This window comes from Pseudomonas sp. Bout1, from assembly GCF_034314165.1.
In the GTDB taxonomy this organism is placed as follows: domain Bacteria; phylum Pseudomonadota; class Gammaproteobacteria; order Pseudomonadales; family Pseudomonadaceae; genus Aquipseudomonas.
Genome location: NZ_JAVIWK010000001.1, coordinates 6,880,241 through 6,905,092, shown reverse-complemented (window position 1 = coordinate 6,905,092; position 24,852 = coordinate 6,880,241). Strand labels below are relative to the sequence as shown.

Annotated in this window: 24 protein-coding genes; 11 read left to right on the top strand and 13 right to left on the bottom strand. The window is 61.3% G+C overall.

Annotated features, from left to right (window positions below):
• Positions 1-87: 87 nt before the first annotated feature.
• Positions 88-609: a DUF3617 domain-containing protein gene (locus tag RGV33_RS32085; RefSeq protein ID WP_322148473.1), complete on the top strand. Its 522-nt coding sequence runs from the start codon at positions 88-90 to the stop codon at positions 607-609.
• 141 nt (positions 610-750) lie between these two features.
• On the opposite strand, the gene RGV33_RS32080 is transcribed toward RGV33_RS32085, so the two are convergent.
• Genes RGV33_RS32080 through folE2 form a run of 7 tightly spaced genes read right to left on the bottom strand, consistent with a single transcriptional unit; the run spans position 751 to position 6,393 of the window.
• Complete coding sequence (locus tag RGV33_RS32080; protein WP_322148472.1) at positions 751-2,088, bottom strand: dihydroorotase; 1,338 nt, start codon at positions 2,086-2,088, stop codon at positions 751-753.
• A 2-nt stretch (positions 2,089-2,090) separates the two neighbouring features.
• Positions 2,091-2,651, bottom strand: coding sequence for a DapH/DapD/GlmU-related protein (locus RGV33_RS32075; RefSeq protein ID WP_322148471.1), 561 nt, complete (start codon positions 2,649-2,651; stop codon positions 2,091-2,093).
• Positions 2,648-3,073 (bottom strand): phosphoribosyl-AMP cyclohydrolase, encoded by a 426-nt coding sequence (gene hisI, locus RGV33_RS32070; RefSeq protein WP_322148470.1) that lies wholly within the window; start codon positions 3,071-3,073, stop codon positions 2,648-2,650. Before hisI ends, RGV33_RS32075 begins: the two co-directional genes overlap by 4 nt.
• Positions 3,070-3,954 (bottom strand): metal ABC transporter substrate-binding protein, encoded by an 885-nt coding sequence (locus RGV33_RS32065; protein ID WP_322148469.1) that lies wholly within the window; start codon positions 3,952-3,954, stop codon positions 3,070-3,072. The genes hisI and RGV33_RS32065 overlap by 4 nt, the downstream gene beginning before the upstream one ends.
• A gap of 11 nt (positions 3,955-3,965) precedes the next feature.
• Positions 3,966-4,832, bottom strand: a complete 867-nt coding sequence (locus RGV33_RS32060) for a metal ABC transporter permease (RefSeq protein WP_322148468.1) — start codon at positions 4,830-4,832, stop codon at positions 3,966-3,968.
• Positions 4,832-5,500, bottom strand: coding sequence for a metal ABC transporter ATP-binding protein (locus RGV33_RS32055; RefSeq protein WP_322148467.1), 669 nt, complete (start codon positions 5,498-5,500; stop codon positions 4,832-4,834). Before RGV33_RS32055 ends, RGV33_RS32060 begins: the two co-directional genes overlap by 1 nt.
• Positions 5,497-6,393 (bottom strand): GTP cyclohydrolase FolE2, encoded by an 897-nt coding sequence (gene folE2, locus RGV33_RS32050; RefSeq protein ID WP_322148466.1) that lies wholly within the window; start codon positions 6,391-6,393, stop codon positions 5,497-5,499. Before folE2 ends, RGV33_RS32055 begins: the two co-directional genes overlap by 4 nt.
• A 128-nt stretch (positions 6,394-6,521) precedes the next feature.
• Between folE2 and RGV33_RS32045 the strand changes: the two genes are divergently transcribed.
• A complete protein-coding gene (locus RGV33_RS32045) occupies positions 6,522-7,745 on the top strand; it encodes an N-acetylmuramoyl-L-alanine amidase (protein ID WP_322148465.1) in 1,224 nt (407 codons plus the stop codon).
• Here RGV33_RS32045 and RGV33_RS32040 read toward each other — a convergent pair.
• Positions 7,742-8,110 (bottom strand): glutamine synthetase, encoded by a 369-nt coding sequence (locus RGV33_RS32040; protein WP_322148463.1) that lies wholly within the window; start codon positions 8,108-8,110, stop codon positions 7,742-7,744. The two genes, RGV33_RS32045 and RGV33_RS32040, sit on opposite strands and share 4 nt — an antisense overlap.
• A gap of 127 nt (positions 8,111-8,237) precedes the next feature.
• Between RGV33_RS32040 and dksA the strand changes: the two genes are divergently transcribed.
• From dksA to RGV33_RS32020, 4 genes are read left to right on the top strand one after another with little or no spacing between them, the layout of a single operon-like run.
• Positions 8,238-8,642, top strand: a complete 405-nt coding sequence (dksA, locus tag RGV33_RS32035) for an RNA polymerase-binding protein DksA (protein ID WP_322148462.1) — start codon at positions 8,238-8,240, stop codon at positions 8,640-8,642.
• Positions 8,643-8,669: 27 nt separating this feature from the next.
• Positions 8,670-9,875 (top strand): zinc metallochaperone GTPase ZigA, encoded by a 1,206-nt coding sequence (zigA, locus tag RGV33_RS32030; protein ID WP_322148460.1) that lies wholly within the window; start codon positions 8,670-8,672, stop codon positions 9,873-9,875.
• Complete coding sequence (locus RGV33_RS32025) at positions 9,875-10,519, top strand: DUF1826 domain-containing protein (protein ID WP_322148459.1); 645 nt, start codon at positions 9,875-9,877, stop codon at positions 10,517-10,519. The genes zigA and RGV33_RS32025 overlap by 1 nt, the downstream gene beginning before the upstream one ends.
• Before the next feature lie 45 nt (positions 10,520-10,564).
• Positions 10,565-11,527, top strand: coding sequence for a CobW family GTP-binding protein (locus tag RGV33_RS32020; protein ID WP_322148458.1), 963 nt, complete (start codon positions 10,565-10,567; stop codon positions 11,525-11,527).
• Here the strand turns inward: RGV33_RS32020 and RGV33_RS32015 are convergent.
• Positions 11,521-11,919, bottom strand: a complete 399-nt coding sequence (locus RGV33_RS32015; protein WP_017476780.1) for a DUF3301 domain-containing protein — start codon at positions 11,917-11,919, stop codon at positions 11,521-11,523. The two genes, RGV33_RS32020 and RGV33_RS32015, sit on opposite strands and share 7 nt — an antisense overlap.
• A gap of 117 nt (positions 11,920-12,036) precedes the next feature.
• Between RGV33_RS32015 and pdxY the strand changes: the two genes are divergently transcribed.
• Together pdxY and RGV33_RS32005 are read left to right on the top strand one after the other, a co-directional pair.
• Positions 12,037-12,909, top strand: coding sequence for a pyridoxal kinase PdxY (gene pdxY / locus RGV33_RS32010; protein ID WP_322148457.1), 873 nt, complete (start codon positions 12,037-12,039; stop codon positions 12,907-12,909).
• 82 nt (positions 12,910-12,991) lie between these two features.
• Entirely contained in the window at positions 12,992-14,032 is a 1,041-nt protein-coding gene (locus RGV33_RS32005; RefSeq protein ID WP_322148456.1) for a hypothetical protein, read from the top strand.
• 147 nt (positions 14,033-14,179) lie between these two features.
• Here the strand turns inward: RGV33_RS32005 and RGV33_RS32000 are convergent, their stop codons facing one another.
• Positions 14,180-14,665 (bottom strand): acyl-CoA thioesterase, encoded by a 486-nt coding sequence (locus tag RGV33_RS32000; RefSeq protein WP_322148455.1) that lies wholly within the window; start codon positions 14,663-14,665, stop codon positions 14,180-14,182.
• A gap of 295 nt (positions 14,666-14,960) precedes the next feature.
• Between RGV33_RS32000 and RGV33_RS31995 the strand changes: the two genes are divergently transcribed.
• A complete protein-coding gene (locus tag RGV33_RS31995) occupies positions 14,961-16,724 on the top strand; it encodes a cation:proton antiporter (RefSeq protein ID WP_322148454.1) in 1,764 nt (587 codons plus the stop codon).
• Between the two features lie 67 nt (positions 16,725-16,791).
• Here RGV33_RS31995 and RGV33_RS31990 read toward each other — a convergent pair whose 3' ends face one another.
• From RGV33_RS31990 to uvrD, 3 genes are all read right to left on the bottom strand, one after another.
• Positions 16,792-17,199, bottom strand: coding sequence for an SMI1/KNR4 family protein (locus RGV33_RS31990; protein ID WP_003213456.1), 408 nt, complete (start codon positions 17,197-17,199; stop codon positions 16,792-16,794).
• A gap of 136 nt (positions 17,200-17,335) precedes the next feature.
• On the bottom strand, positions 17,336-18,208 hold the full coding sequence (locus tag RGV33_RS31985; RefSeq protein ID WP_177090096.1) for a Tim44 domain-containing protein: 873 nt from the start codon (positions 18,206-18,208) through the stop codon (positions 17,336-17,338).
• A gap of 191 nt (positions 18,209-18,399) precedes the next feature.
• The gene (uvrD, locus tag RGV33_RS31980; RefSeq protein WP_322148453.1) at positions 18,400-20,583 is read right to left on the bottom strand and encodes a DNA helicase II; all 2,184 of its coding nucleotides are present in this window, start codon (positions 20,581-20,583) and stop codon (positions 18,400-18,402) included.
• Positions 20,584-20,862: 279 nt separating this feature from the next.
• On the opposite strand from uvrD, the gene RGV33_RS31975 reads away from it, so the two are divergent.
• Together RGV33_RS31975 and hexR are read left to right on the top strand one after the other, a co-directional pair.
• The gene (locus tag RGV33_RS31975) at positions 20,863-23,736 is read left to right on the top strand and encodes an EAL domain-containing protein (RefSeq protein WP_322148452.1); all 2,874 of its coding nucleotides are present in this window, start codon (positions 20,863-20,865) and stop codon (positions 23,734-23,736) included.
• 162 nt (positions 23,737-23,898) lie between these two features.
• Positions 23,899-24,765 (top strand): transcriptional regulator HexR, encoded by an 867-nt coding sequence (gene hexR / locus RGV33_RS31970; RefSeq protein ID WP_003213447.1) that lies wholly within the window; start codon positions 23,899-23,901, stop codon positions 24,763-24,765.
• Positions 24,766-24,852: the final 87 nt, after the last annotated feature.

Here is a 24,852-nt window from a genome sequence, read left to right as displayed (position 1 = left end):
TCGGCCACGAATGTCGCTATTTTATTTGCTGTGCAACACTGGCGCTTTTGCGGCGTCTAACGCCGACAATTGCCCAGGAGTTACCCGATGAATGCTCGTCTGCTTGGTTTGGCCATGGTTATTGGTTTATCGCTGCCCGTGGCGGCGCAAGCGCAGATGTTGGCGCCGGGTTTGTGGGAACTGACCACCAGCAACATGAAGGTCGATAACCAGGACCTGCCGGATTTGTCGCTGATCCTCGGTCAGCTCAAGCAACAGATGACTCCGGAACAACGCGCCATGCTTGAGAAGCAAGGCATCACCATGGCCGGTAAAGGCGTGCAGGTATGCCTGACACAAGCCCAGGTGGCGTCCGATTCCATCCCGCTGACCGACCCGCAATCTGGCTGCAAGCAGGAAGTGACCGACAAGACCGGCAACCAGTGGAAATTCCGTTTCAGTTGCCCGAAAGCCCAGGGCACCGGCGTAGCGACATTCCAGAGCCAGCAGGAATTCACCACCACGGTGAACGGCACCTTCAACGCCACCGGCGTTCAGCAAAAGGGCAGCCTGGACACCCACGCGCAGTGGTTGGGCAGCAACTGCGGCACGGTCAAACCCCGCGCTTAACTGGCAGCGCCCCGATAAAAAATGTAGGAGCTGGCTTGCCTGCGATAGCGGTTTATCAGTGCCAATCAGGTTGACTGGCACACCGCAATCGCAGGCAAGCCAGCTCCCACATTTGATTGGATTGTCAGTTCCTGATTCTCTTCAGCGCTGAAAATGCAGCGGCAAACCCTGGCAACTGTCGTGTACGCGCCCGTCGTGCCAGGCCAGGTGGCCGGAGACCAGCGTGGTGCTGACGCTGTGCCGGAAGCTGCGCCCGGCAAAAGGTGTCCAGCCGCAACGGGCCAGGACCGGCTGGCTGCTGACGGGCTTGCCGTGGGGTTCGGGTTTGATCAACACCAGGTCGGCCCAATAGCCTTCGCGCAGGTAGCCACGGTCGGGGATGGCAAACAGGTCCGCGACGCGATGGCTGGTTTTCGCCACCAGTGTGGCCAGCGGCAGCAAGCCGTCGGCGACCAGTTCCAGCAGCGCCGGCAAAGCGTGTTGTACCAGCGGCAAGCCTGACGGCGCTTCGCGATACGGCAGCTGTTTTTGCGCCCAAGTGTGCGGCGCATGGTCACTGCCGATCACATCCAGACGATCACTCAATAATGCCAGGCGCAAGGCGTTGCGGTCGGCGCGTGTCTTGATCGCGGGGTTGCATTTGATCTGGTGGCCGAGGCGCGCGTAGTCGCGGTCATCGAACAACAGATGGTGCAAACAGACTTCCGCCGTAATGCGCTTTTCCGCCAGGGGTTTGTCTTCGAACAGTACCAACTCGCGTGCGCTGGTGATGTGCAGCACATGCAGGCGTGTGCCGTGCCGCTTGGCCAGATCCACCGCTAAGGAGGACGAGCGATAGCAGGCCTCGGCATCGCGAATCAGCGGGTGAGCCACGGCAGGAATGTGCTCGCCAAAGCGCTCGCGCATCCGTTGTTCGCTGGCGTGAATACTCGGCGTGTGCTCGCAGTGGGCCAGCAGAATCGTCGGCACGTCGGCGAACAGGCGCTCCAGAATCTTCGGATCATCCACCAGCATATTGCCGGTGGAGGCGCCCATGAACACTTTGACGCCGGCGACTTCGCGCGGGTCCAGCGCCGCTACGGTGTCGAGGTTGTCGTTACTTACCCCGAAGTGGAATCCATAGTTGGCCACCGAATGCAGCGCGGCGCGGCGCTTCTTGTCGGCCAGCGCGTCCAGGTTCAAGGTCGCCGGGCTGGTGTTGGGCATGTCCATGAAACTGGTAATGCCACCGGCCACCGCCGCACGGGACTCGCTGTAGAAACTGCCTTTGTCCGGCGCACCGGGCTCACGGAAATGCACCTGGTCGTCGATCATCCCCGGCAACAGCCACTGGCCCTGTGCGTCGATTTCTACCGGGGCATTGGCGTTGTCGATGCTGCTGGCGATTTTCTCGATGCGGCCATTGGCGACCAGCAGGTCAGCCTCCAATTCCTGGCCTTCGTTCACCAGGCGGGCGTTGCGGATCAGCAGGCGGCTCATGGTCAGAACTCGTTTTGCAGGGCTTTGTAACCGCGCACCAGGTCGACGTTGGTGCGCGCCACGTCTTCGGAAAATTCCGAGGCGCTGACGCTCACCGGCGGGAACTGGGACAGGTCGGTGTTAGGGCCGATGCGGGTGGTGGAGGGCACGTAGAACGCGGCGGGCAAATCGCGGCCGTCGACCACCGAGTTGTGCCGCACCACGCAGCCGTCGCCAACCACGCAGTTGAACAGCACGCTGTTGAATCCGATGAAAACCCGGTCACCCACGGTACACGGGCCGTGGACGATGGAGCGGTGGGCGATGGAGGTGAACTCGCCAACGGTCACGGCGGCGCCGGACTTGGAGTGGATCACCACGCCGTCCTGGATATTCGAATTGGCGCCAATAATGATTGGGTCCATCTCGCCATTGGCGTTGACTTCATCGGCGCGGATCACTGCGTAAGGTCCGACAAATACGTTTTCGCCGATGATGACCTTGCCGCAGATGATTGCGGTTTTGTCGACGTAGGCCGATTCGGCAATCACGGGCAGATCACCGGAAGGGTTCTTGCGGATCATGGGTCTGGTTCCTTGAGAGGCGCGGTGATGATGTTTACGTAGCGGCCGTCGATGGCGTTGTAGAAACAGGTGGGCCGGCCGGTATGGCAGGCCGGGCCTTGTTGGTCGACGATCAGCAATACAGCGTCGCCGTCGCAGTCCAGGCGCGCTTCCACCAACTGCTGCCAATGGCCGGAGGTCTCGCCTTTGCGCCACAGTTGCCGGCGCGAACGGGACCAGTAGCAGACCTGCCCGGTGGCCAACGTTTCGTCGAGGGCCTGGCGGTTCATCCAGGCCAGCATCAACACCTCGCCGCTGCCGTGTTGCTGGGCGATGGCGGCAATCAGGCCATCGCTGTTCCACGCCAGGGCGTCGAGCACGCTACCGAGTGGAAAACGGCTGCCAATGGCAGCCCCTTCCAGGTCGAGCATGCTCAGGGTCATGGCTTGCTCAGGGCCGCGCACAGGGTATTGAGGTTGTATTCGAACAGGCCGGTAAAGGTGCTGGCCGGGCCTTCGGCTGCCAGCGCGTCGGAGTACAGGGTGCCGCCGATTTGCGCGCCACTTTCGTCAGCGATCTGCTGGAGCAGGCGTGAGTCCTTGATGTTTTCCATGAACACGGCCTTGACCTTGTCCTTGCGGATCTGGGTGATCAGCGTGGCAACTTCGGCAGCCGACGGTTCACGTTCGGTGGACAGACCTTGGGGCGACAGGAACTCGATACCGTAGGCCTGGCCCAGGTAACCGAAGGCGTCATGGGAAGTCACGATGCGGCGATTGCCCGGCGGCAGTGCGCCGAACTTGGCCTTGGCTTCAGCCAGCAGGCGGTAGATTTCTTTGAGGTACACCTGGCTGTTGTGCTCGTAGTCCGCCTTGTTGGCCGGGTCGGCGGCGATCAACGCCTTGGTGATGTTGTTCACGTAGATAACGGTGTTGGCCAGGTTGTGCCAGGCGTGCGGGTCGGGAATGGTCTCGCCGTCTTCTTCCATGGTGTGGGACAGCACGCCTTTACTGGCGGTAACCACGGTGGCCTTGGTCTCGGTGCTGGTGACCAGGCGATCCAGCCACGGCTCAAAACCCAGGCCGTTCTTGATGATCACCCGGGCCTTGAGCAAGGCCTTGGCGTCGTCCGGGGTCGGTTCATAAGTGTGGGCATCGGCGTCGGGGCCGACCATATTGCTGATCTGGATATGATCGCCACCGACCTGGTGGGTCATGTCGTCAAGAATACTGAAGCTGGTAACCACCTGAAGTTTGTCGGCAGCCTGGGCCGTCGCAAACGACAACGGCAGCAACACACTGAACAGCACGAGTAGAGCGCGCATCGGGAAACACCTCATTGGGATGTAAGCAAAGGCGGGCGGCGCAGCAAGCCGTGCACCGGACCGAAGACCACAGACAGCAGGTAAAAGCCGCCAGCCACCAGCACAATGGCCGGGCCGCTGGGCAGCGAGTAGTAGAACGACAACAACAAGCCAAGCCACACCGACAGGCATCCCAGCACCGCGGATATGGCGATCAACACCGGCAGGCGCCGGCTCCAGAAACGTGAAGCAATCGCCGGCAACATCATCAAGCCGACCACCATCAAGGCGCCGATGGCCTGGAAGCCGATCACCAGGTTCAGCACCACCAGTGTCAAAAACAGACCGTGGGCCAGTGGGCCGAGACGGCTGACGGTTTGCAGGAACAGCGGGTCGAGGGTGTCCAGCAGCAGTGGTTTGTAGATCACCACCATGGCGATCAGGCTGAAGCCCGAGACCCAGAGCATCCCGGTAAGGGTCGGGCCGTCTACCGCCAGCGCCGAGCCGAACAACAGGTGCAGCAGGTCCAGGCGCTTGCCGGCGAGGCCAAGGATCAGCACGCCGCTGGCCAGGGAGATCGGGTAGATAGCCGCGAGGCTCGCGTCTTCCTTCAGTCCCGTGCGGCGGGTGATCCAGGCGGCGAGGCCGGCCATGCTCAGGCCCGCGCCCAGGCCACCGATGGTCAGCGCGGGCAGGCTCAGGCCGGCAAACCAGAAGCCCAGGGCGGCGCCGGGCAGGATGCCGTGGGACACCGCGTCACCGATCAGGCTCATGCGGCGCAGAATCAGGAATACCCCCAGCGGCGCAGTGCTGCACGCCAATACCAGCCCGCCGATAAGCGCGCGGCGCATAAAAACAAAGTCGAGAAACGGCATCCACAGGTGGGCAGCGAAGTGCATCAGGCCACCTGCATTTGCGGCTGCGGGCGAATCAGTTCTTTGCTTGAACCGAACACGCAGCCGCTGCTTTTGATCTGCACCACTTGCTGGGTGTGCTGGCGTACGGAGCCGAGGTCATGGCACACCACGACCACCGTGCGGCCCGCGTCGTGCCAAGCGTGGATATGTTTCCAGCACAGCGCCTGGCCATCTTCGTCGAGGGCGGCGTGGGGCTCATCCAGCAACAATATCGGCGACTCGGCCAGGCTCATGCGGGCGAGCAGGGCGCGTTGCAACTCGCCACCGGACAAGGCCATCAACGGTCGATGTTCCAGGCCGCTGAGGCACCAGTCTTCGAGTACGGCGCCCAGGCGCTCGGTGCGTTGTTGCGGGGTTTGCTTGCTGCCCCAGAAGCCGGCGGCCACCAACTCTTCGAGGTTAATGGGGAACTGACGGTCGAGGTTCTGTTGCTGGGGCAGGAACGACAGGCCGCCGCGGCGTGGAACATCGAGGGTCACCTTGCCGGCCAGCGGTTTCTGCAGGCCAGCGATAACTTTGAGCAGGCTGCTTTTGCCGGTGCCGTTGGCGCCGATAATGCCGGTGAGGCTGCCTTTTTCCAGGGTGAAATCGATAGCGGGGGTCAGGGGTTGGCCGGGGGCGCCCCAGCGCAACGCGGTGCAGGTGATCATTCGGAAGGTCTCGTCCAGCGGCTTTCAGCCACGGCATCGTGCGCGTGCAGGCTTTCGGCGTGGATCACTTTCAAGTGGAAGGCAATGACCGCATCCGAGCGTTTCAAGGCGAGGTTAAGGCGGCGAGCGGCGTCTTCGCAGAACATCAGGTTCTGCCCGTTGGCCAGGGCGAAGGCTTGTTCGTCCGCACGCTTTACGGCGGTTTGTACCGCGGTGCCGAGGGCGGCTTCGGTCTCGTCGATCAGCTGCGTCAGCGCCAGCGTTGGCTGATCGCCGTGCAGGCGGACCTGCAACAGCGCGCTGCTGCGTTGGCTGTGGGGCGTGGCGACGATGCCGTTGGCACTGCCCAGCCAGGTCAGCACATCTTCGTGTTGCAGCGGTGTGCCGCCGAAGTCTTCGATAAATTGCTGCTGAATCAATTGCCTGGCGAGGGCAGCCGAGCACGGGCAGGTTGAAGAGTAAGTAACGTCAATTTTTAGTTCCACGTGGAACATCTGGTTTTCCAGACGCGCTTCGATGCTCACCGGATAGCTTTTCCAGCCGGCCAAAGGGCTGACCAACGCCGGGCGTTTCAGCAGCAGATCCACATGAATACGCAGGTAGGCATTTGTGGATAAACCTTCATGACTCTCGAGAAAACGTTGCAATACACTGCGCAGCAGTGCTGGCGTAAGCGGCTGCTGTTCAAGCATCTCCAGCGCCAGGTAAAGCCGCGACATATGAATGCCACGCGCCTCGCCGTCGTCCAGGCTAACGCCTGCATCAGCCGTGGCGCTAAGGCGCTGGCCGTCGATCTGAATGGGCAGGGCAATGCCGCACATGCCCACCCAATCGAGCGGCAAGGCTTGGCGTGAAGCCTGCGCGGCGATATCGGGCAGAGTCAGCGCGTTCATGAGCAGGTCCATCGTTGGAAATAAAAAGACATGTTATATTATTACTATTAAGTCGACGAAAGTTTTTCTGCTCTGTCTTTTATTCAGTCATGTCGAGTACGGAAGCTCCTTTATTTGCGGTGTAAGTCATGCACAGACGTCAACTCCTCAACCTGCTGCTGGCCAGCGCGGTGTTCACCCTGCCCTTGGGCGTGTCTGCCGCGCAGATCCGCAATGCACGGCTGTGGCGTTCGGATAACAAGCTGCGGCTGGTGCTGGACCTCAGCGGCCCGGTGCAATACAAAACCTTCACCCTGACGTCGCCGGAGCGGCTGATCATCGATTTGAGCGGCGCGAAGTTGACTGGCGATTTCAGCCAACTGGCCCTGACCAACAGCGGCATTACCTCGATTCGCTCGGGGCACTTCGGCCAGGGTGATACGCGGATCGTGCTGGACTTGAAGGCGCCGATGCAGCTCAACAGCTTCCTATTGCCGCCGCAGGATGGGCAGGGTCATCGCCTGGTGCTGGACCTGACCAGCGCCACCCATGCGCCTCAACAAATCGCGGCAGCGCCGGCGGCCTTGGCTGCACCCTTGGCGGCACCGGTGGACAGGGCGCATCCGAAACGCGACATCATCGTGGTGGTCGACCCTGGCCATGGCGGCAAGGACCCTGGCGCGATCGGCTCAAAGGGCCAGCGCGAAAAAGACGTGGTGCTGTCCATCGCCCAACTGCTGGCCAAGCGCCTGAAGCGCGAGAAGGGCTTTGATGTGAAGCTGGTGCGCAACGACGACTTCTTCGTGCCGCTGCGCAAACGCGTGGATATCGCCCGCCAGCACAAGGCCGACATGTTTATCTCGGTACACGCCGACGCGGCGCCACGGCTGACGGCGTCCGGCGCCTCTGTCTATGCGTTGTCCGAAGGCGGCGCCACATCCGCCACTGCGCGGTTCATGGCACAGCGGGAAAACGGCGCGGACCTGTTGGGCGCCACCACCTTGCTCAACCTCAAGGACAAGGACCCGATGCTCGCCGGGGTGATTCTCGACATGTCGATGAGCGCCACCATTGCCTCCAGCCTGCAGCTGGGCAGCTCGGTGTTGGGCAGCCTGCAAAGCATCACCACGCTGCATCAAAAACGCGTGGAGCAGGCCGGCTTTGCGGTACTCAAGTCGCCGGACGTGCCGTCGATCCTGGTGGAAACCGGGTTTATCTCCAACACCCAGGACGCCCAGCGGCTGGTCACCGCGCGTCATCAACAAGCGGTGGCAGACGGTTTATTTGAAGGGCTCAAAAGCTACTTCCAGAAGAACCCGCCGATGAACAGCTACATGGCCTGGGTTCAGGAACAGAAAACCGGCCAGGTCTAACAGCCGGTAATCCGGCTACAGGTGAACTTGGCGCTGGCACCACCGGAACTGGAAAACCGGTTGAGGGTGGTCCAGCCCACTCGCCGCGTGTAGCCCACCCACGCTTCACCGTCGGACGCCAACCCGGTAAAGAACGTCAGCTGCCCGTAGCGGCTGTTGGTCTGTGCCCAATAGCGTTTGCCGACCACCTCGAAACCCCGCAAATACGTGGTGCTGCCTGCCGTCGCGACGCTGTAGGCATTGCCCTGCGCGTCGACGCACGCCAGCAGGTTGGCGCTGCGCGTGCAGTTTGCCAGCAGGCTGGGCACTTGGGCGTTGGCCTGGCTCGCCACTAGCAGCAACACACTGCACAACAGGTATTTCATAGAGGTTCTCGGGGCTTTATTCGGCTGCCAGCATTGCGCCCTTCGTCGTCACGAGCAAGGGGGATTGGCTTATTTGCATTGTTATACTATAACATTAAAAAACAGCCTGACCCGTGAACTGCCTTCGATGACCGAACAAGACCTTCTCGCCCAACCGTCCGCCGACTACATGAGTGAAACCCAGCAAGCCTTCTTCCGCGAGCTGCTGCTGGCCCAGCGCAACGAGCTGCAAGCGCGTATCGACGCTGAATTCATGGTGCTGCGCGAACAGGAACCCAACAGCGACCCCGCTGATGTGGGCAGCGCCGAAGAACAGCGCCAATGGCAACTGCGCCTGCTGGAGCGCGAAAAGAAGCTGTTGGACAAGATCGATGAAGCCCTGGAACACCTGGCTCGCGGTGAATACGGCTGGTGCCGCTCCACCTGCGAACCCATCGGCCTCAAACGTTTATTAGTGCGCCCCACGGCCACCCTGTGTATCGAAGCCAAAGAACGTGAAGAGCTGCGCGAACGCCATCAACGGGCGATTTGACCGGCCAACCCTGATGAGGAACACCTGATGCCCAACCGTCTTCCCGTTACCGTGCTGTCCGGATTCCTCGGCGCCGGCAAAAGCACGCTGCTCAACTACGTCCTGCGCAACCGCGAAAACCTGCGGGTGGCGGTGATCGTCAACGACATGAGCGAGATCAACATTGATGGCAGTGAGGTCCAGCGCGACGTCACCCTCAATCGTTCCGAAGAAAAACTGGTGGAAATGAGCAACGGCTGCATCTGCTGCACGCTGCGTGAAGACTTGCTGGATGAGGTCGGAAAGCTCGCCAAGGAAGGTCGGTTTGATTACCTGTTGATCGAATCCACCGGCATTTCCGAACCGCTGCCGGTGGCCGAAACCTTCACCTTTCGCGACGAAGACGGCCAGAGCCTGGCGGACATCGCCCGGCTCGACACCATGGTCACCGTGGTCGACGGCATGAACTTCTTGCTCGACTACCAAGCCGCTGAAAGCCTGGCTTCACGGGGCGAAACCCTGGGTGAAGAGGACGAGCGCTCGATCACCGACCTGCTGATCGAGCAGATCGAATTCGCCGACGTGATCCTGATCAGCAAGATCGACCTGATCAGCAGCAGCGAGCGTGAGGAGTTGATGGCGATCCTTGAGCGCCTGAATTCCCAGGCGGAAATCATTCCGATGGTCATGGGTGAAATACCGCTGGCGAAGATCCTCAACACCGGCCGTTTCGACTTCGAGCGTGCTTCCCAGGCCCCCGGCTGGTTGCAGGAGTTGCGCGGCGAGCACGTGCCGGAAACTGAAGAATACGGTATCGCGTCCACGGCTTATCGCGCCCGTCGCCCGTTCCATCCACAGCGCTTTTTCGACTTTATCGACCGGCCTTGGGTGAATGGAAAACTGCTGCGCTCCAAGGGCTTTTTCTGGCTGGCCAGTAAACATCAGGACGCCGGTAGCTGGTCGCAGGCAGGCGGCCTGATGCGCCATGGGTTTGCTGGGCGCTGGTGGCGCTTCGTGCCGAAAACCCAATGGCCGCAGGACGAGGAAGGCGTCGCCGCGATCATGAACAACTGGCAACTGAGCACCGGCGATTGCCGCCAGGAACTGGTGTTTATCGGGCAGAACATCGACTTCGCGCAGATGACTGCCGAGTTGGATGCCTGCTTGCTGACTGATGATGAAATGGCCACCGGCGTCGAAGGCTGGCGCTTGTTGGCCGATCCTTTTGGCCCTTGGTTCGAAGAGGCAGCCTGATGCTGGCACCGACACTGAAATTGCGCCCGGTGATTCGCCAGGTCCACGGCGAAGCCCCGGCTGTGCTCACCGATATCCTTGAAGACGGGGTAAACCTTGCCGTGTGGCAGCGCCAGTTACCGCTGCACATCGCCGAGTTCGGCGCGTTGCTGGTGGCGCTCAATGAGCCGTTGGCCGAGTCGCTGGTGGTTGAACTGAACAGCGAAGACGCCGAGCCAAACTTGCAGGATTTCGCCTCAGGGTGCCGCGATCTTGAAGGCTACGAAGGCTTTATCGCCGATGTCTCGTGGCTGGTCAGCGCCTTTGCCTGTTTGCTGGGCGCCAAGCGCATCGGCGTACGTTTACGGCTGTTGGACAAGGCCATGTGCCCGCGTTTTCACGTGGACCATGTGCCGGTGCGGCTGATCACCACCTACGCCGGCATCGGCAGCCAGTGGTTGCGTGAAGGCGTGATGGAGCGGCGGCACCTGAGCCTGGCGAGCGCGGAGCCGGATGAACGCATTGAGCAAATCCACTGCGGTGAGGTGGCTTTGCTCAAGGGCGAAAAATGGCACGGCAACGAAGGCTTTGGCTTGATCCACCGCTCGCCGCAACTGCAAACCGAGCAGCGACGGTTGATTCTGACGCTGGATTGGTTGGCGTAACCGGGTAGGATCAAGCCTCTCTACACGGTCTGAATGATGCCCAGCATGCTGCAGAACATCCCCACCCATGTGATTGCCGGGCCATTGGGCGCCGGCAAGACCAGCCTGATCAAAAACCTGCTGGCCCAACGCCCGGCCAACGAGCGCTGGGCGGTGTTGATCAATGAGTTCGGGCAGATTGGCCTGGACGCAGCGTTGCTGACCCGTGATGACGACGGTATCGCCCTCGGTGAAGTGGCGGGTGGCTGCCTGTGTTGCGTCAACGGGGCGCCGTTCCAGGTAGGGCTGGGCCGTTTGTTGCGCAAGGCCAAGCCCGACCGGGTGTTTATCGAGCCATCCGGGTTGGGGCATCCGGCCCAACTGCTCAAGCAACTGCGGCAAGCGCCCTGGCAGCAGGTGCTGGCGGTGCAGCCGTGCGTGCTGGTGCTCGACGCCCAGGCGTTGGCGGTGGGCAGGCCGTTACCGGTGGCCCAGCGCGAAGTATTGGCCAGCGCCGGGCTGCTGGTATTGAACAAGCAGGAAGCGCTGAGTGACGCACAGCGCGTGGCGGTTGAAGCACAATTGCCCGATCGGCCTATCTACTGGACGCAGCAGGCGCAACTGCCGTTGGCGCAGTTACCGGGCTTGAACGCTCAAGCCGTAGCGGCTGTGGATAACGCCGAGGTGCCCAGGGGCGTGGGGCAAATGCCGGCGATCTGGACGGATCCGACAACGCCGATCTGTCTCAGTCAGGGCCAGGAGGATGGCTGGAGCATTGGCTGGCGCTGGCACCCAAGCCAAGCATTCGACCGGCAGCACCTGCAACAATGGCTGGAGTCGTTGCACTGGCGGCGGGCGAAACTGGTTATCCACAGCCTGGACGGCTGGTTGTCGGCCAACGCTGTGGATAACAGCGCATTGGCCTGGCAGCCCAGCGAATGGCGTCGGGATTCGCGTATCGAATTGATCTTCAGTAAAGCGCAGGATGTGGCGCAGTTGCAGCGTGCGTTAGCCGCTTGTCGTCAGTGACGGGTCTTGCTGCTGCCATGCTCCTGGCGCCACTGGCTTAACTCGATGATCTCGGCGCTGGGCAGCGGCGTCTTGATCTCGAACGGGTAGGGCGCCAACTCGATTTGCGCGCTGTGGGCGCCGAATTGGGTGATGGTCCCCGGGTGCCGCGTTTCGCCGGTCACGGTGAATTCAAAGTTGTAGATCCGTGCCAGGCGCCGGCGACCGCTGGCATCTTTTACAAAACCGATGCGCTTCAACGCCACCGCGCCATCGAGCAGCTCGATGTCGAGCTTGGCGCAGTGCTGCTTGACCCGTTCCAGCGCCCGCTCGCGCAGGCCGTGGTTGTGCCACAGCCAGGCGGCACCGGTCGCCAGCAGCATCAGCACGAAGATATTTCCGAGGGTCAGCATTCGATGAGCTCCAACAAAGTAAGGCCAGCTTAACTGCGTCTCCGGCCTGTCGTACAGGCCGCGTTTAGTCGCATACTGCGCAGCCAGAATTTCAACCGCTTTACGGAAATCCCCTGCATGAAACGTACGCCCCATCTGCTTGCGATCCAGTCTCATGTGGTCTTTGGCCACGCCGGAAACAGCGCCGCCGTGTTCCCCATGCAACGGGTCGGGGTGAACGTGTGGCCGCTCAACACGGTGCAGTTCTCCAACCACACTCAGTATGGTCAGTGGGCGGGAGAAGTGTTGGCGCCGCAGCAAATTCCTGCGCTGGTGGAAGGCATCGCGGCGATCGGTGAGCTGGGCAACTGTGACGCGGTGCTGTCGGGTTACCTGGGCAGCGCCGCCCAGGGCCGGGCGATCCTGACCGGCGTGGCGCGGATCAAGGCGATCAACCCCAAGGCCCTGTACCTGTGCGACCCGGTGATGGGCCATCCGGAAAAGGGCTGCATCGTGCCCCAGGAAGTCAGCGACTTCCTGCTGGACGAAGCAGCGGCCATGGCCGACTTCCTGTGCCCCAACCAGCTGGAGCTGGACAGCTTTGCCGGGCGCAAGCCGCAGTCGCTGTTCGATTGCCTGGGCATGGCCCGTGCGTTGCTGGCCCGGGGCCCGAAAGCAGTGTTGGTCAAGCACCTGGATTACCCCGGCAAACTGCCGGACGGCTTCGAGATGCTATTGGTAACGGCCGACGGCAGCTGGCACCTGCGCCGGCCGTTGCTGGCGTTCCCGCGCCAGCCGGTGGGCGTGGGTGACTTGACCTCAGGCTTGTTCCTGGCGCGGGTATTGTTGGGCGACAGCCTGGTAGCAGCCTTTGAGTTCACCGCTGCAGCGGTGCACGAAGTGCTGCTGGAAACCCAAGCGTGCGCCAGCTATGAGCTGGAACTGGTGCGAGCCCAGGACCGGATTGCCCATCCACGGGTTCGCTTTGAGGCAACGCCGATAGGGCTGTAGGAAAATTCCTGATTGAGCGAGGCTAAGGGCGTCCGGTACCATCGGCCGTCTTTTTGCCCTCTGCGCCCCTCAAGGAAGAACCATGTCGCTATCCCTATTCCCTTCGGCACGCGCCTTCACTGCGCTGGCGCTGGCTTCCCTGCTCGGCGGTTGCGCCCAAGGCACCTACACCGATTCGACCGAGCCTGACGCGGCGAAGTTGCGGTTCATTTCCAACACCTCGAACACCACCGTCGATATTTATGATGAGCAGCACTGCAAGGGCCAGACCACTGGCATGCTCAACAACATCTTGATGGTCGACACCAAGCGCCGGGTAGACATGCGCGTGCCGCCGCCGGCCAAGGCCCGTGGGCTGCTGGAGTTCAAGCTGGAGCCGGGCAAAAAAACCATGCTGATGATCAACACTATCGGCGGCGCGTCCGTCTGTGGCAAGGCGTTCAGCTTCACGCCCAAGGCGGGTGAGGAATATGAAGTGACCTTCAACGCGGTACAGGGCGGTTGCTCCACAATGTTTCAACGCCTTTCACGGTTTGACGGCAAGGACGTGCGTATCCCGCAGCCCCTGTTCGAAACCGGGATGCCGGCGTGCCAAGGCCAAAGCCCGATATTCGGTAAGGCGATCCCTGAGACCCCGCAGCGCAAGGTGTTGATCGAGCGTATCGTCGAATCCCGCGTGCAGTCGGTGATCGCCACCGAAGCGGCCAGCCCGGACCGCCCGCAGACCTCGCCTCAAGAACTTGATGCATTGATCGTCAAGCGCAAGGCGGCAATGGGAGCGTTTAGCTTGCCAGAGGACTACTGGGCCCAGTATCGGCAGAACTACGCACTGTCCAATCAAGAAGCGGCCGGTCGCCAGGCGCGGGCGCTGGGGCTGTACAAGGATGTGTACAGCTTGCGCTTGGGCGGTACCGAAGATGCGACCCTGGAGCAGTGGATGCAGCCTGAGGACAGCGCCATAAAAGAGCTGGTGAAGGCGAACGATACGCTGATGGACAAGTATTACGCGGATGCCAAAAAAAGCGTGATGCTTGACGAGGTCAATCACCATCTTGAGCGTATGGCGCAGTTGGATCAGCGCTTTGGTGTATGTGCACATTTTGACAAGTGCTGGCGCTACTAAGAACACCTTAGAGCCAATGTGTGTGCGGGCTTGCTCGCGAAAGCGGTGGCCAGTCAGTATATTCGTTACTGACATACCGTATTCGCGGGCAAGCCCGCTCCCACACAAGCCCGCTCCAACATTTTGACTGGGTTTACAGCTGGGGACCTAGGGAGCTTCGGCCTTGATTTCCTGGTAGCGCTTCTCCAGCTCCTGGCGAATCTGCCGGCGTTGCTGGGCCTGCACAAACCGGCGCTTGTCTTCGCTGTTATGCGGTTGCAGCGGCGGCACGGCGGCTGGCTTGCGCTGGTCATCCACCGCGACCATGGTGAAGAAGCAGCTATTGGTATGGCGCACCGAGCGCTCGCGAATGTTTTCGGTCACCACTTTGATCCCCACTTCCATCGACGTGTTGCCGGTGTAGTTGACCGAGGCCAGGAAGGTCACCAGTTCGCCGACATGGATCGGCTCGCGAAAAATCACCTGGTCCACCGACAAGGTCACCACATAGCGGCCGGCATAACGGCTGGCGCAGGCGTAGGCCACTTCGTCGAGGTACTTGAGCAGCGTGCCGCCGTGCACATTGCCTGAGAAGTTGGCCATGTCAGGGGTCATCAATACTGTCATCGACAGCTGGGTGTTTCCGGGTTCCATAGCACACTCACGGGTTGTAGGCATTGGGTGGGGAGGCACCTCTGCGGGTGCTGGAATCTTTGCAGAGCCATTCATAACGGGACGCTGGGGCTTGGCTTGCCGTCACGCCAGGGGCGATCTGTTTCCATATATTGCACCGGCTTTCTGCCGCAAGTCGCGGTGTTACCCTTCAAAAACCCCTCTCATGGGTAATTCTTACGATCAAGGCAGACTTTTCTTTCCGTTCATTGCGACCTTTCGGGGCCAGTGCGTGGAAATGGGAAAAGCGCCAGTACCCCTCAAGGAGCCCCTCGCCATGCACGCCATCAGCTTTATCCAGGACCTGGCCGTGATCATGCTGGTGGCCGGGGTGGTGACGATCCTGTTCCATCGGCTCAAGCAGCCGGTGGTGTTGGGGTACATCGTCGCCGGCTTCATCATCGGCCCGCACACCCCACCGTTTGGCTTGATCCACGACGAAGACACGATCAAGACCCTGGCCGAGCTTGGGGTGATCTTCCTGATGTTCTGCCTGGGCCTGGAGTTCAGCCTGCGCAAGCTGTTCAAGGTCGGCGCCACGGCGTTTATTGCGGCGTTCCTGGAGATCATCCTGATGATCTGGATCGGCTACGAAATCGGCCGCTGGTTCGACTGGAACACCATGGACTCGCTGTTCTTGGGCGCCATCCTGGCGATTTCCTCGACCACCATCATCGTCAAGGCGCTGAATGACCTGAAGATGAAAAACCAGCGGTTTGCCCAGTTGATCTTTGGCGTGTTGATCGTCGAAGACATCCTCGGCATCGGCATTATCGCCTTGCTGTCTAGCATCGCTGTCAGCGGCACGGTCAGCTCCGGCGAGGTGTTCTCCACGGTCGGCAAGCTCTCGTTGTTCATGATCGTCGCGCTGGTGATCGGGATTTTGCTGGTGCCGCGTTTGCTGGAGTACGTGGCCAAGTTCGAAAGCAACGAGATGCTGCTGATCACCGTGCTGGGCCTGTGTTTCGGCTTCTGCCTGCTGGTGGTCAAGCTGGAATACAGCATGGTGCTGGGCGCGTTCCTGATCGGCGCGATCATGGCGGAATCCCGACAGTTGCTGAAGATTGAGCGCTTGATCGAACCGGTTCGCGACATGTTCAGTGCGATCTTCTTCGTGGCAATTGGCCTGATGATCGACCCGCAGATCCTCCTGCAGTACGCCTGGCCGATCGCGGTAATTACCGTGGCGGTGGTGCTGGGCAAGATGCTGTCCTGTGGCCTGGGAGCGTTTATCGCCGGTAACGATGGTCGCACTTCGTTGCGGGTGGGGATGGGCCTGTCACAGATTGGCGAGTTTTCATTCATCATCGCCGCGCTGGGCATGACGTTGCAGGTCACCAGCGACTTCCTGTACCCGGTGGCGGTGGCGGTTTCAGCGATCACCACGTTGCTCACGCCGTATCTGATTCGTGGCGCCGACCCGCTGTCACTGAAGATAGCCGCAGTGATGCCCAAGCGCATGAGCCGGGTGTTCGGGATGTATGGCGAGTGGCTGCGCAGTATTCAGCCGCAGGGCGAGGGCGCGATGCTGGCGTCGATGATCCGCAAGATCATTTTGCAGGTGGGGGTGAACCTGGCGCTGGTGGTGGCGATCTTCTTTGCCGGCAGTTTTTTCGCGGTGCGTATTGGCGGTTATCTGCAAGGCTGGGTCAGTGACCCAAGTTGGCAGAAGGCATTGATCTGGGGCGGTGCGTTGTTGCTGTCGCTGCCGTTTTTGATTGCGGCGTACCGCAAGCTCAAGGCGCTGTCGATGCTGTTGGCGGAGATGAGCGTGAAGCCGGAAATGGCCGGGCGGCATACCCAGCGCGTGCGCCGGGTGATCGCCGAAGTGATCCCGATTCTGTCGCTGCTGGTGATTTTCCTGCTATTGGCAGCCTTGTCGGCCAGCATCCTGCCGACCAACAAGTTGCTGGTGCTGATCGCCGTGGTGACGGCGGCAGTGGCCGCGGTGCTCTGGCGCTGGTTCATCCGCGTGCATACGCGGATGCAGGTCGCCTTGCTGGAGACTCTGGATAACCATAAGGACACGCCGGGGCACTGAGTGGGCCCGGCGGGGGGCTGCTTCGCAGCCCGGCGCGAGCAAGCTCGCTCACTACAGGTAACGGGTCTTAGCTTTCCAGCCAGACGTCCCGTGCCCAGTGCCACACCGATTCCCAGGTTTCTTCGGTGACCAGTTCTTCTTCGCCGGACCACAGCACCACGGTGCCGTCTTCTTCGACGCAGTAGTAGTCGTCGCCGTCCTGGCAGATCGGGATCATGCTGCGGTCAACACCGGCGTCCCAGGCGTTGGCGGCAACGTCTGGCAGGTAGGTGTGGGACTGTGGGTCGGTGACGGTCACCGGCTCCAGGCTGCCGTAGACCACATCGCTGACGGTCAACAGGAATTCACGGAAGACGAACGGGATATCGATGAACAGTTGTTCCTCGATTTCCACCAGTTGGTCTTCGTCAGGCAGCTCCAGAGGAACCGGTACCGGTTCGTTGGCTTCACGCAATTGTTCGATAACTTCTTCCACGGCCGGGATCCTCTTGCTAGATGGCGCGGTTTATAGGGGCGTTTTATACAGTAGCTCGCTATAAGTGCAACCGTGAAATAGAAAACCCCGGACAAGTCCGGGGTTTTTGTTACAGCGCACTCAAAGCGTGCAGGGATCAGCCGTTCTGGCGGATACCGGCGACCAGCCAAGGCTGGTTGTCGCCCTGTGGACGTTCCATGTTCCAGCTTTCGCTGAACACTTCGCCCTGGTCGAAACGCGAGGTTTTCGACACGCCGCTGAAGGTCAGGGTGGCGATGGTCTTGTCGGCGCGGTCATCCACACCTTCAAGCTGCACTTTCAGGTCTTCGATGTAGGTCGACTGGAAGCCGTCACCCAGGTCAGCACGTTCGCGCTTGAGGAACTCAAGCAGCTGCGGGGTCACGAACTCGGCGATCTTGTCCATTTCGTTGGCGTCCCAGTGTTGCTGCAGGGACTGGAAGTGGCTGCGGGCCGCTTCGACGAAACGCTCTTCGTTGAACCAGGCTGGCGCGTTGATCACCGGGCGAGCGGCGGCAGGTGCGGCCGAACCACCGAACATCGAGTTCAGGGCAGGCTTTTGCTCGAACACTTCACGCTGCATCGGCGCGCCGGCTGGAGCCATGTGCTCCTGCTGCTTGCGGCGACGGGCGGCAATAAAGCGGAAGATCAGGAAGGCGATGACCGCCATGATCAGGATGTCGAAGAACTGCATGCCCTGGAAGCCGCCGCCCATGAACATGGACGCGAGCAGGCCACCGGCCGCGATACCGGCCAGAGGGCCCAGCCAGCGCGAAGCACCGCCAGCCTTGGCAGCAGCGCCTGCGGCACCGGCAGCGCCAGCGGTCGCAGCTGCGCCGCCCATGCCGCCGCCGGATGGGGCCATTTGGCTGGTCTGGTGGCTCGGCGCCGAACCCATGGATTTGCCGCCACCGAAGCGCTTGGCGTTGGCGTCGAGGCTCATCGTCAGGCCGATGCACAACGCCATGGCGATGCTAAGAAAACGTTTCATAAAGGGAATTCCCATTTGTGGATTGCACGCGCGCCATGTTGCACAGGTGTGATGTCAGTGGCTAGCGGCAGAGTGTTTCGGGCTTTTGCGTAGGGCCAGTACCGAATCATCTGTAGGACTTATTACAGATATTGGCCCCACCGCTGCCAAATACAAGGGCGGGGCAACATCCTTCATGTTCTACATTTGTTTCAGATTGCTTCGAGCTTGGCGTAGCCCATCATCAGCCACTTGCTGCCTTCGGCGAAGTTCACCTGCACCCGGGCCTGGGCACCGGCGCCTTCGAAGTTGAGGATCACACCTTCGCCGAAGATCGCATGCTTGACCTGCTGGCCAAGGCTGAACGGCGTCTCGGGGATTTCCGAACCGGCAAACATGCTGCTGGAGTTCTGCTGCTGGCCGCCGCCGAACGGTCGGCTGACGCTGTTGGACAGGCGTACTTCCTGAATCAGCCCTTTCGGCACCTCACGTACGAAGCGCGACACCTTGTTGTAGGTCTCGCTACCGTACAGGCGCCGGGTTTCGGCGTAGGTCATCACCAGGTTCTGCATGGCCCGGGTGATGCCTACATAGGCCAGGCGGCGTTCCTCTTCGAGGCGGCCGGGCTCTTCCAGGCTCATCTTGTGAGGGAACAAGCCTTCTTCCATGCCCACCAGGAACACGTACGGGAATTCCAGGCCCTTGGCGCTGTGCAAGGTCATCAGCTGGATGCTGTCTTCATGCTCGTCGGCCTGGGTGTCGCCGGCTTCCAAAGACGCGTGGCCGAGGAATGCCGCCAGTGGCGTCAGGTCTTCGTCTTCTTCGTTGTTTTCGAACGCACGCGCGGCGCTGACCAGTTCCTCAAGGTTTTCTACCCGGGCCTGGCCTTTTTCGCCTTTTTCCGCTTCGTGGTACGCGATCAGGCCGGACTGCTCGATCACGGTCTGGGTCATCAGGTGCAGGGGCATCTCCATGCACTTGGCGGCCAGGTTCTCGATCAGCTCGACAAACCCGCCCAGGGCGCCGGCTGCACGGCCGGTCAGGCCCTTGTTGGCGATCAGCAGGCGCATCGCTTCCCACATCGACACATCGCTGTGGCGCGCGTGGTCGCGAATCGCCTCGACAGTCTTTTCACCAATGCCACGGGCCGGCACGTTGATCACCCGCTCCAGCGCCGCATCGTTGCCGCGACCTTCCAGCAAGCGCAGGTAGGCCATGGCGTTCTTGATTTCGGCGCGTTCGAAGAAGCGCTGGCCGCCATAGATGCGGTACGGAATGCGCTCGCGCAGCAAGGCTTCTTCCAATACCCGCGATTGGGCGTTGGAGCGGTAAAGAATCGCGATATCGCTGCGGGCCAGGCCGGTTTTCAGGGCGCTTTCAATGGTTTCCACCACGTAGCGCGCTTCATCGTGCTCGTTGAAGGCGGCGTACAGGTTGATCGCCTCGCCTTCGCCGCCGTCGGTCCACAGTTCTTTGCCCAGGCGCCCGGTGTTGTTGGCGATCAAGGCGTTGGCGGCCTTGAGGATCCCGGCAGTGGAGCGGTAGTTCTGCTCCAGGCGGATGGTTTCGGCGTCTGGGAAATCGTCGCTGTACTGGTAGATGTTCTCGATTTTCGCGCCGCGCCAGCCGTAGATCGACTGGTCGTCATCGCCCACCACCATCAGGCTGTCGCCGCCTTTGGCCAGCAGGCGCAACCAGGCGTACTGCACGGCGTTGGTGTCCTGGAATTCGTCCACCAGGACGTGGCGGAAACGTTTCTGGTAGTGCGCCAGCAAGCCCGGGTTGTCGCGCCACAGGTCGAGGGCGCGCAGCAGCAGCTCGGAGAAGTCGATGACGCCGGCGCGCTGGCAGGCCGCTTCATAGGCTTCATAAATGCTGCGCATGGTGGCCAGGAACAGGTCGCCGCTGGCCTGGATATGTTGCGGGCGCAGGCCTTCATCTTTCTGGCCATTGATAAACCACTGGGCCTGGCGGACCGGCCAGCGTTGTTCATCCAGGCCCAGCTCGCGGATCACCCGCTTGACCAGCCGTTGCTGGTCGTCGCTGTCGAGAATCTGGAAGGTCTGGGCCAGGCCGGCTTCCTGCCAATGGGCCCGCAACAGGCGGTGCGCCAGGCCGTGGAAGGTGCCCACCCACATGCCGGCCGGGCTGATACCCATCAACTGCTCGATGCGATGGCGCATCTCGGCAGCGGCCTTGTTGGTGAAGGTCACCGACAGGATGGAATGAGGTGAAGCGTTCTCAACCTGGATCAACCAGGCGATACGGTGCACCAGCACTCGGGTTTTACCGGAGCCAGCACCGGCCAGGACCAACTGACGGCCAACGGGGGCGGCTACGGCCTGGCGTTGGGCATCGTTGAGGGAGTTCAGCAAAAGGGAGAGATCATCGCGCATCGGCGCATTCTAGGGTGCCAGGGGGAGTCGGGCAAATGCCAATGCCGGATGGTCACGGGAAAATTTCAGCCAGGATATTTGATAAGCCGCAAATCTGTTCACGGTGATGACCGGTCGGTCAAGCGCTGCAGCCCGCGCCCCGTCTCACTCAAGCTGTCTGGCTCCAAGGTTTGCGGGCAATTATTGCGATATTTTTATGACGTGGAGCAGTTTGGCCCAGGCACTTGCTTGTGTATGCTCCGTGCACGTTTCGGGCTCACCATTATAAGAACACTGCCTATGACCCTTAGCATCGACCTGGCTGGCCCTTCGTTGGCGCCGGCGCAGGTTATCCGCAAACAGTACGCCATGGAAATGGCGGTCGAGCGCACGCGCCTGCTTTACCAGGGCTCCCTGCTGCCTACCTTGTTAATGCTGGTGAACGGACTGGTCTGCGCCTGGTTGCTCTGGAGCCCGCCGCGTTACCTGCTGGACAGTATCTGGCTGGTGTGGCTGCTGGCGCTGGTGGCCTTGCGAGTGATTCAGGTGGCGGCGTTTGACTCGGCGATGCCGAGCCGCCAGGCGCAGCCGATCTGGCGGCGCATGTTCATGCTCGGCTCGGCGGTCAGTGGCCTGACGTTGGCCAGCGCCGCCATTGCCCTGGTGCCGGTAGACAGTTTTGCGCAACAGGCCTGGGTATTCGGCCTGCTGGGTGCGGCGACCTTGTCCGCCAGCGTTGCCTACGCCGTCAGCCTGCCGGCGTTCCTGTCGTTTGCCGTGCCCTGCCTGGTGCCGGCCATCCTCTATTTATTCTGGAGCGGCGACCCGCAGCAGCAGGGTTGGGGCTTTTTGGGCCTGATTTTGCTGGCATCCCTGAGCCTGGTGGCGTGGCAGGTCAATCGCCTGATTCAACGCGGGTTGCTGCGGCGCTTCCAGAACCAGGCGCTGATCGAGCATTTGCAGCAAGTGCAGCAGCGCAGCGCCCAGCTTAACCAGGAGCTGGTGCGCGAAGTGGAGCAGCGGCGCCAGGTCGAGCGGGAACTGCGCGAAGCGCAGATCGGCCTGCAACACCGCGTCGATCAGCGCAGCCAGGAGCTTGATGCCGCCAGCCTGGCCCTGAGCAAAAGCGAAGCGCGCCTGGCGATGGCATTGCAGGCCAGCGAGTTGGGCCTGTGGGACTGGAACCTGCAAACCGACGAGGTCCACCACACCCAACTCAAGGAGTTGTTTGGCCTTGAGCCGGAATACGTCACGGCGATGCTCAGTCATCTGAAGCCGCGGTTGCACCCGGACGACTTGCCGCTGCTCAAGCGCGCGCTGGTGGAGCACCTTAAAGGCCGCAGCGAGGACTACCTGGTGGAATACCGGGTGCGCCATGGTGCTGGCCATTGGGTGTGGATTCAGGACCGTGGCCGCGCCGTGGAGCGCTCGCCAAGTGGGCGTGTTACGCGGATGCTCGGCACCCGCCGGGATATCAGTGCGGGCAAAGTGCTGGAGGAGCAGCAACGACTGGCATCGACGGTATTCGAGGCGGCCAGCGAAGGCATTGTGATCCTGGACCCGGGCTACGTGCTGGTAGCGGTCAACCAGGCGTTCAGCCGCGTCACCGGCTTCGACATTGACGACATGATCGGCCGTAATGTCGTCGAGCTGCCCAGCAGTCGCGACGCACGGCGCCACTTTCCGGTGATCCGTCAGGCGCTTCTCAGCCACGGCACCTGGCAGGGCGAGCTGGTGGAAACCCGCAAGAACGGTGAACTGTACCCACAATGGCTGCAATTGAATGTGGTGCGCGATATTCGGGGAAACGTAAGCCATATCGTGGGCTTCTTCGCTGATTTGTCCGCGCGGCGCGAATCCGAGGAGCGCATGCGCTACCTCACGCATTACGACGAATTGACCGGTCTGGCCAACCGCTCGCTGTTCCGCGAACGCCTGCGCGAAGCCCATCAGCGGGTACGCCAGGGCGGCCGCAGCCTGGCCCTGCTGCACATCAACCTGGACCGTTTCAAGTTGCTCAACGACAGCCTCGGCCATGAAGTGGCCGACCAGTTATTGCAGAAGATGGCCCGCCGCCTGATCAATGCGCTGCCCGAGGCCGACACCATTGCGCGCCTGTCGGGGGATGAATTTGCCGTGTTGTTCGACGCCTACGGCAACCTGTCGAGCCTGGCGCGGGTGGCCACGCGGCTGCTGGCCAAGTTGCGGGTGCCGGTGACGGTGGAGGGGCACGAGCTGGTGGTCAGCGCCTCGATGGGCGTCAGCTTGCTGCCCGACAATGCGCGGGAAATATCCGCACTGGTCAGCCAGTCGAACATAGCCATGCAGCACGCCAAGCATCTGGGCGGCAACAACTTCCAGTTCTATACCGACAGCCTGCAAGCCAGCACCCTGGAGCGTTTGCAGCTGGAGAACCACCTGCGCAAGGCGATTGAAGAGCGCCAGCTCACGGTGTTCTACCAACCCAAGCTGTGCCTGGCCAATGGCAAGCTGAATGCCGCTGAGGCGTTGATACGCTGGGAACATCCGCAGTGGGGCATGGTGCCGCCCGGTGACTTTATCGGGCTGGCCGAAGAAACCGGCTTGATCGTGCCGCTGGGTGAGTTCGTGTTGCGCCAGGCCTGCTGGCAAGCCTGTGAATGGCAGCGCCAGGGGCTGGAGCCGATTCGTGTGTCGGTCAACCTGTCGGTGCACCAGTTGCGCCAGGGCAAGTTGGTGAGCCTGGTGCGCCAGGTGCTGGAAGAAACCGGTCTGGACCCGCAGTACCTGGAACTGGAGCTGACCGAAAGCCAACTGCTGGACAGTGTCGAGCACATCATTTTGACCTTCCAGCAACTGCGCGACCTGGGGGTGAAGCTGGCCATCGATGATTTCGGCACCGGCTACTCGTCCCTCAGCTACCTCAAGCGCATCCCTGTGGATTACGTGAAGATCGACCAGACCTTTATCCGCGGCCTCGGCCAGGGCCGCGAAGATGCCTCGATCACCCGCGCAATCATCGCCATGGCCCACGGGCTGTCGCTCAAGGTGGTGGCCGAGGGCGTGGAAGATCAGCAGCAGCTGGATTTCCTGCGGGCCGAACACTGCGACGAGGTGCAGGGCTATTTGATCAGTCGGCCGATGGAAGCGGATGGCCTGGCGGATTTGTTACGAAAAAATGCAGATATTCCGTAGTTGAGCCCAAGCCGCTCGCGGGGCTACATCGAGCCTGCCCGCTGATTCAGCGGGCAGCAGCGTGATTAAGTGATGCATCGAACGGGCAAATCGGTAATTCTTGTAGTATAACTACAAGCTTGCTACATCCCTGGCGTCTGCCAATAACAAGAGTCCAGCCCTTTGAACCTGTTGCAACATATCGCCCAGTCGCGCCACCTGTTACGCAAATCGGAACTCAAGGTTGCCGATCACGTGCTGCTTGACCCTGCGGCTGTGATGCACAGTTCCATGGCCGACCTGGCCCACAGCGTGGGCATCAGCGAGCCGACCATCGTGCGTTTCTGCCGCGCCATTGGTTGCTCCGGGTTCCAGGACTTGAAGCTCAAGCTGGCCCAGAGCCTGGCAGCGGGTGCGAGCTTTGGCCAGTTTGCGATTCACGAAGACGATTCCGTCGCCGACTACAGCCTGAAAATTTTCGACACCACCCTGCACACCCTGATGGAAGTGCGGGAAAAGCTTGACCCGGTGGAGCTGCAAAAAGCCGTGACCGCCATGTCCCAGGCCCAGCGCGTGGAGTTCTACGGTTTCGGTGCGTCGGGCGCGGTGGCGGCGGACGCCCAGCACAAGTTCTTCCGTTTGCTGCTGACCGCGGCGGCCTATAGCGACCCGCACATGCAGGCGATGTCGGCGGTGACGTTGAAGCCCAGCGACGTAGCCATCTGCATTTCCCAGTCCGGCCGCTCCAAGGACCTGCTGATCACCGCCAACCTGGTGCGTGAAAGCGGCGCAACCCTGATTACCCTGTGCCCCAGCCAAACGCCATTGGCGGAGCTGTCGACCGTCAACCTGGCGATCGATGTGCACGAAGACACCGAGATCTACACCCCGCTGACCTCGCGTATCGCCCACCTGGTGGTGATCGACGTGCTGGCCATGGGCGTGGCCATGGCGCGCGGCCCGAGCCTGGTCAACCACCTCAAGAGCGTCAAGCGCAGCTTGCGCAGCCTTCGGTTGTCGCCCAAGTCGGTCAAGGCCCTCGACGACTGACTCACGGGCATACTCGGTCAAAATGTGGGAGCTGGCTTGCCTGCGATAGCGATCTGTCAGTTGCCATCTTCATTGGCTGATGCACTG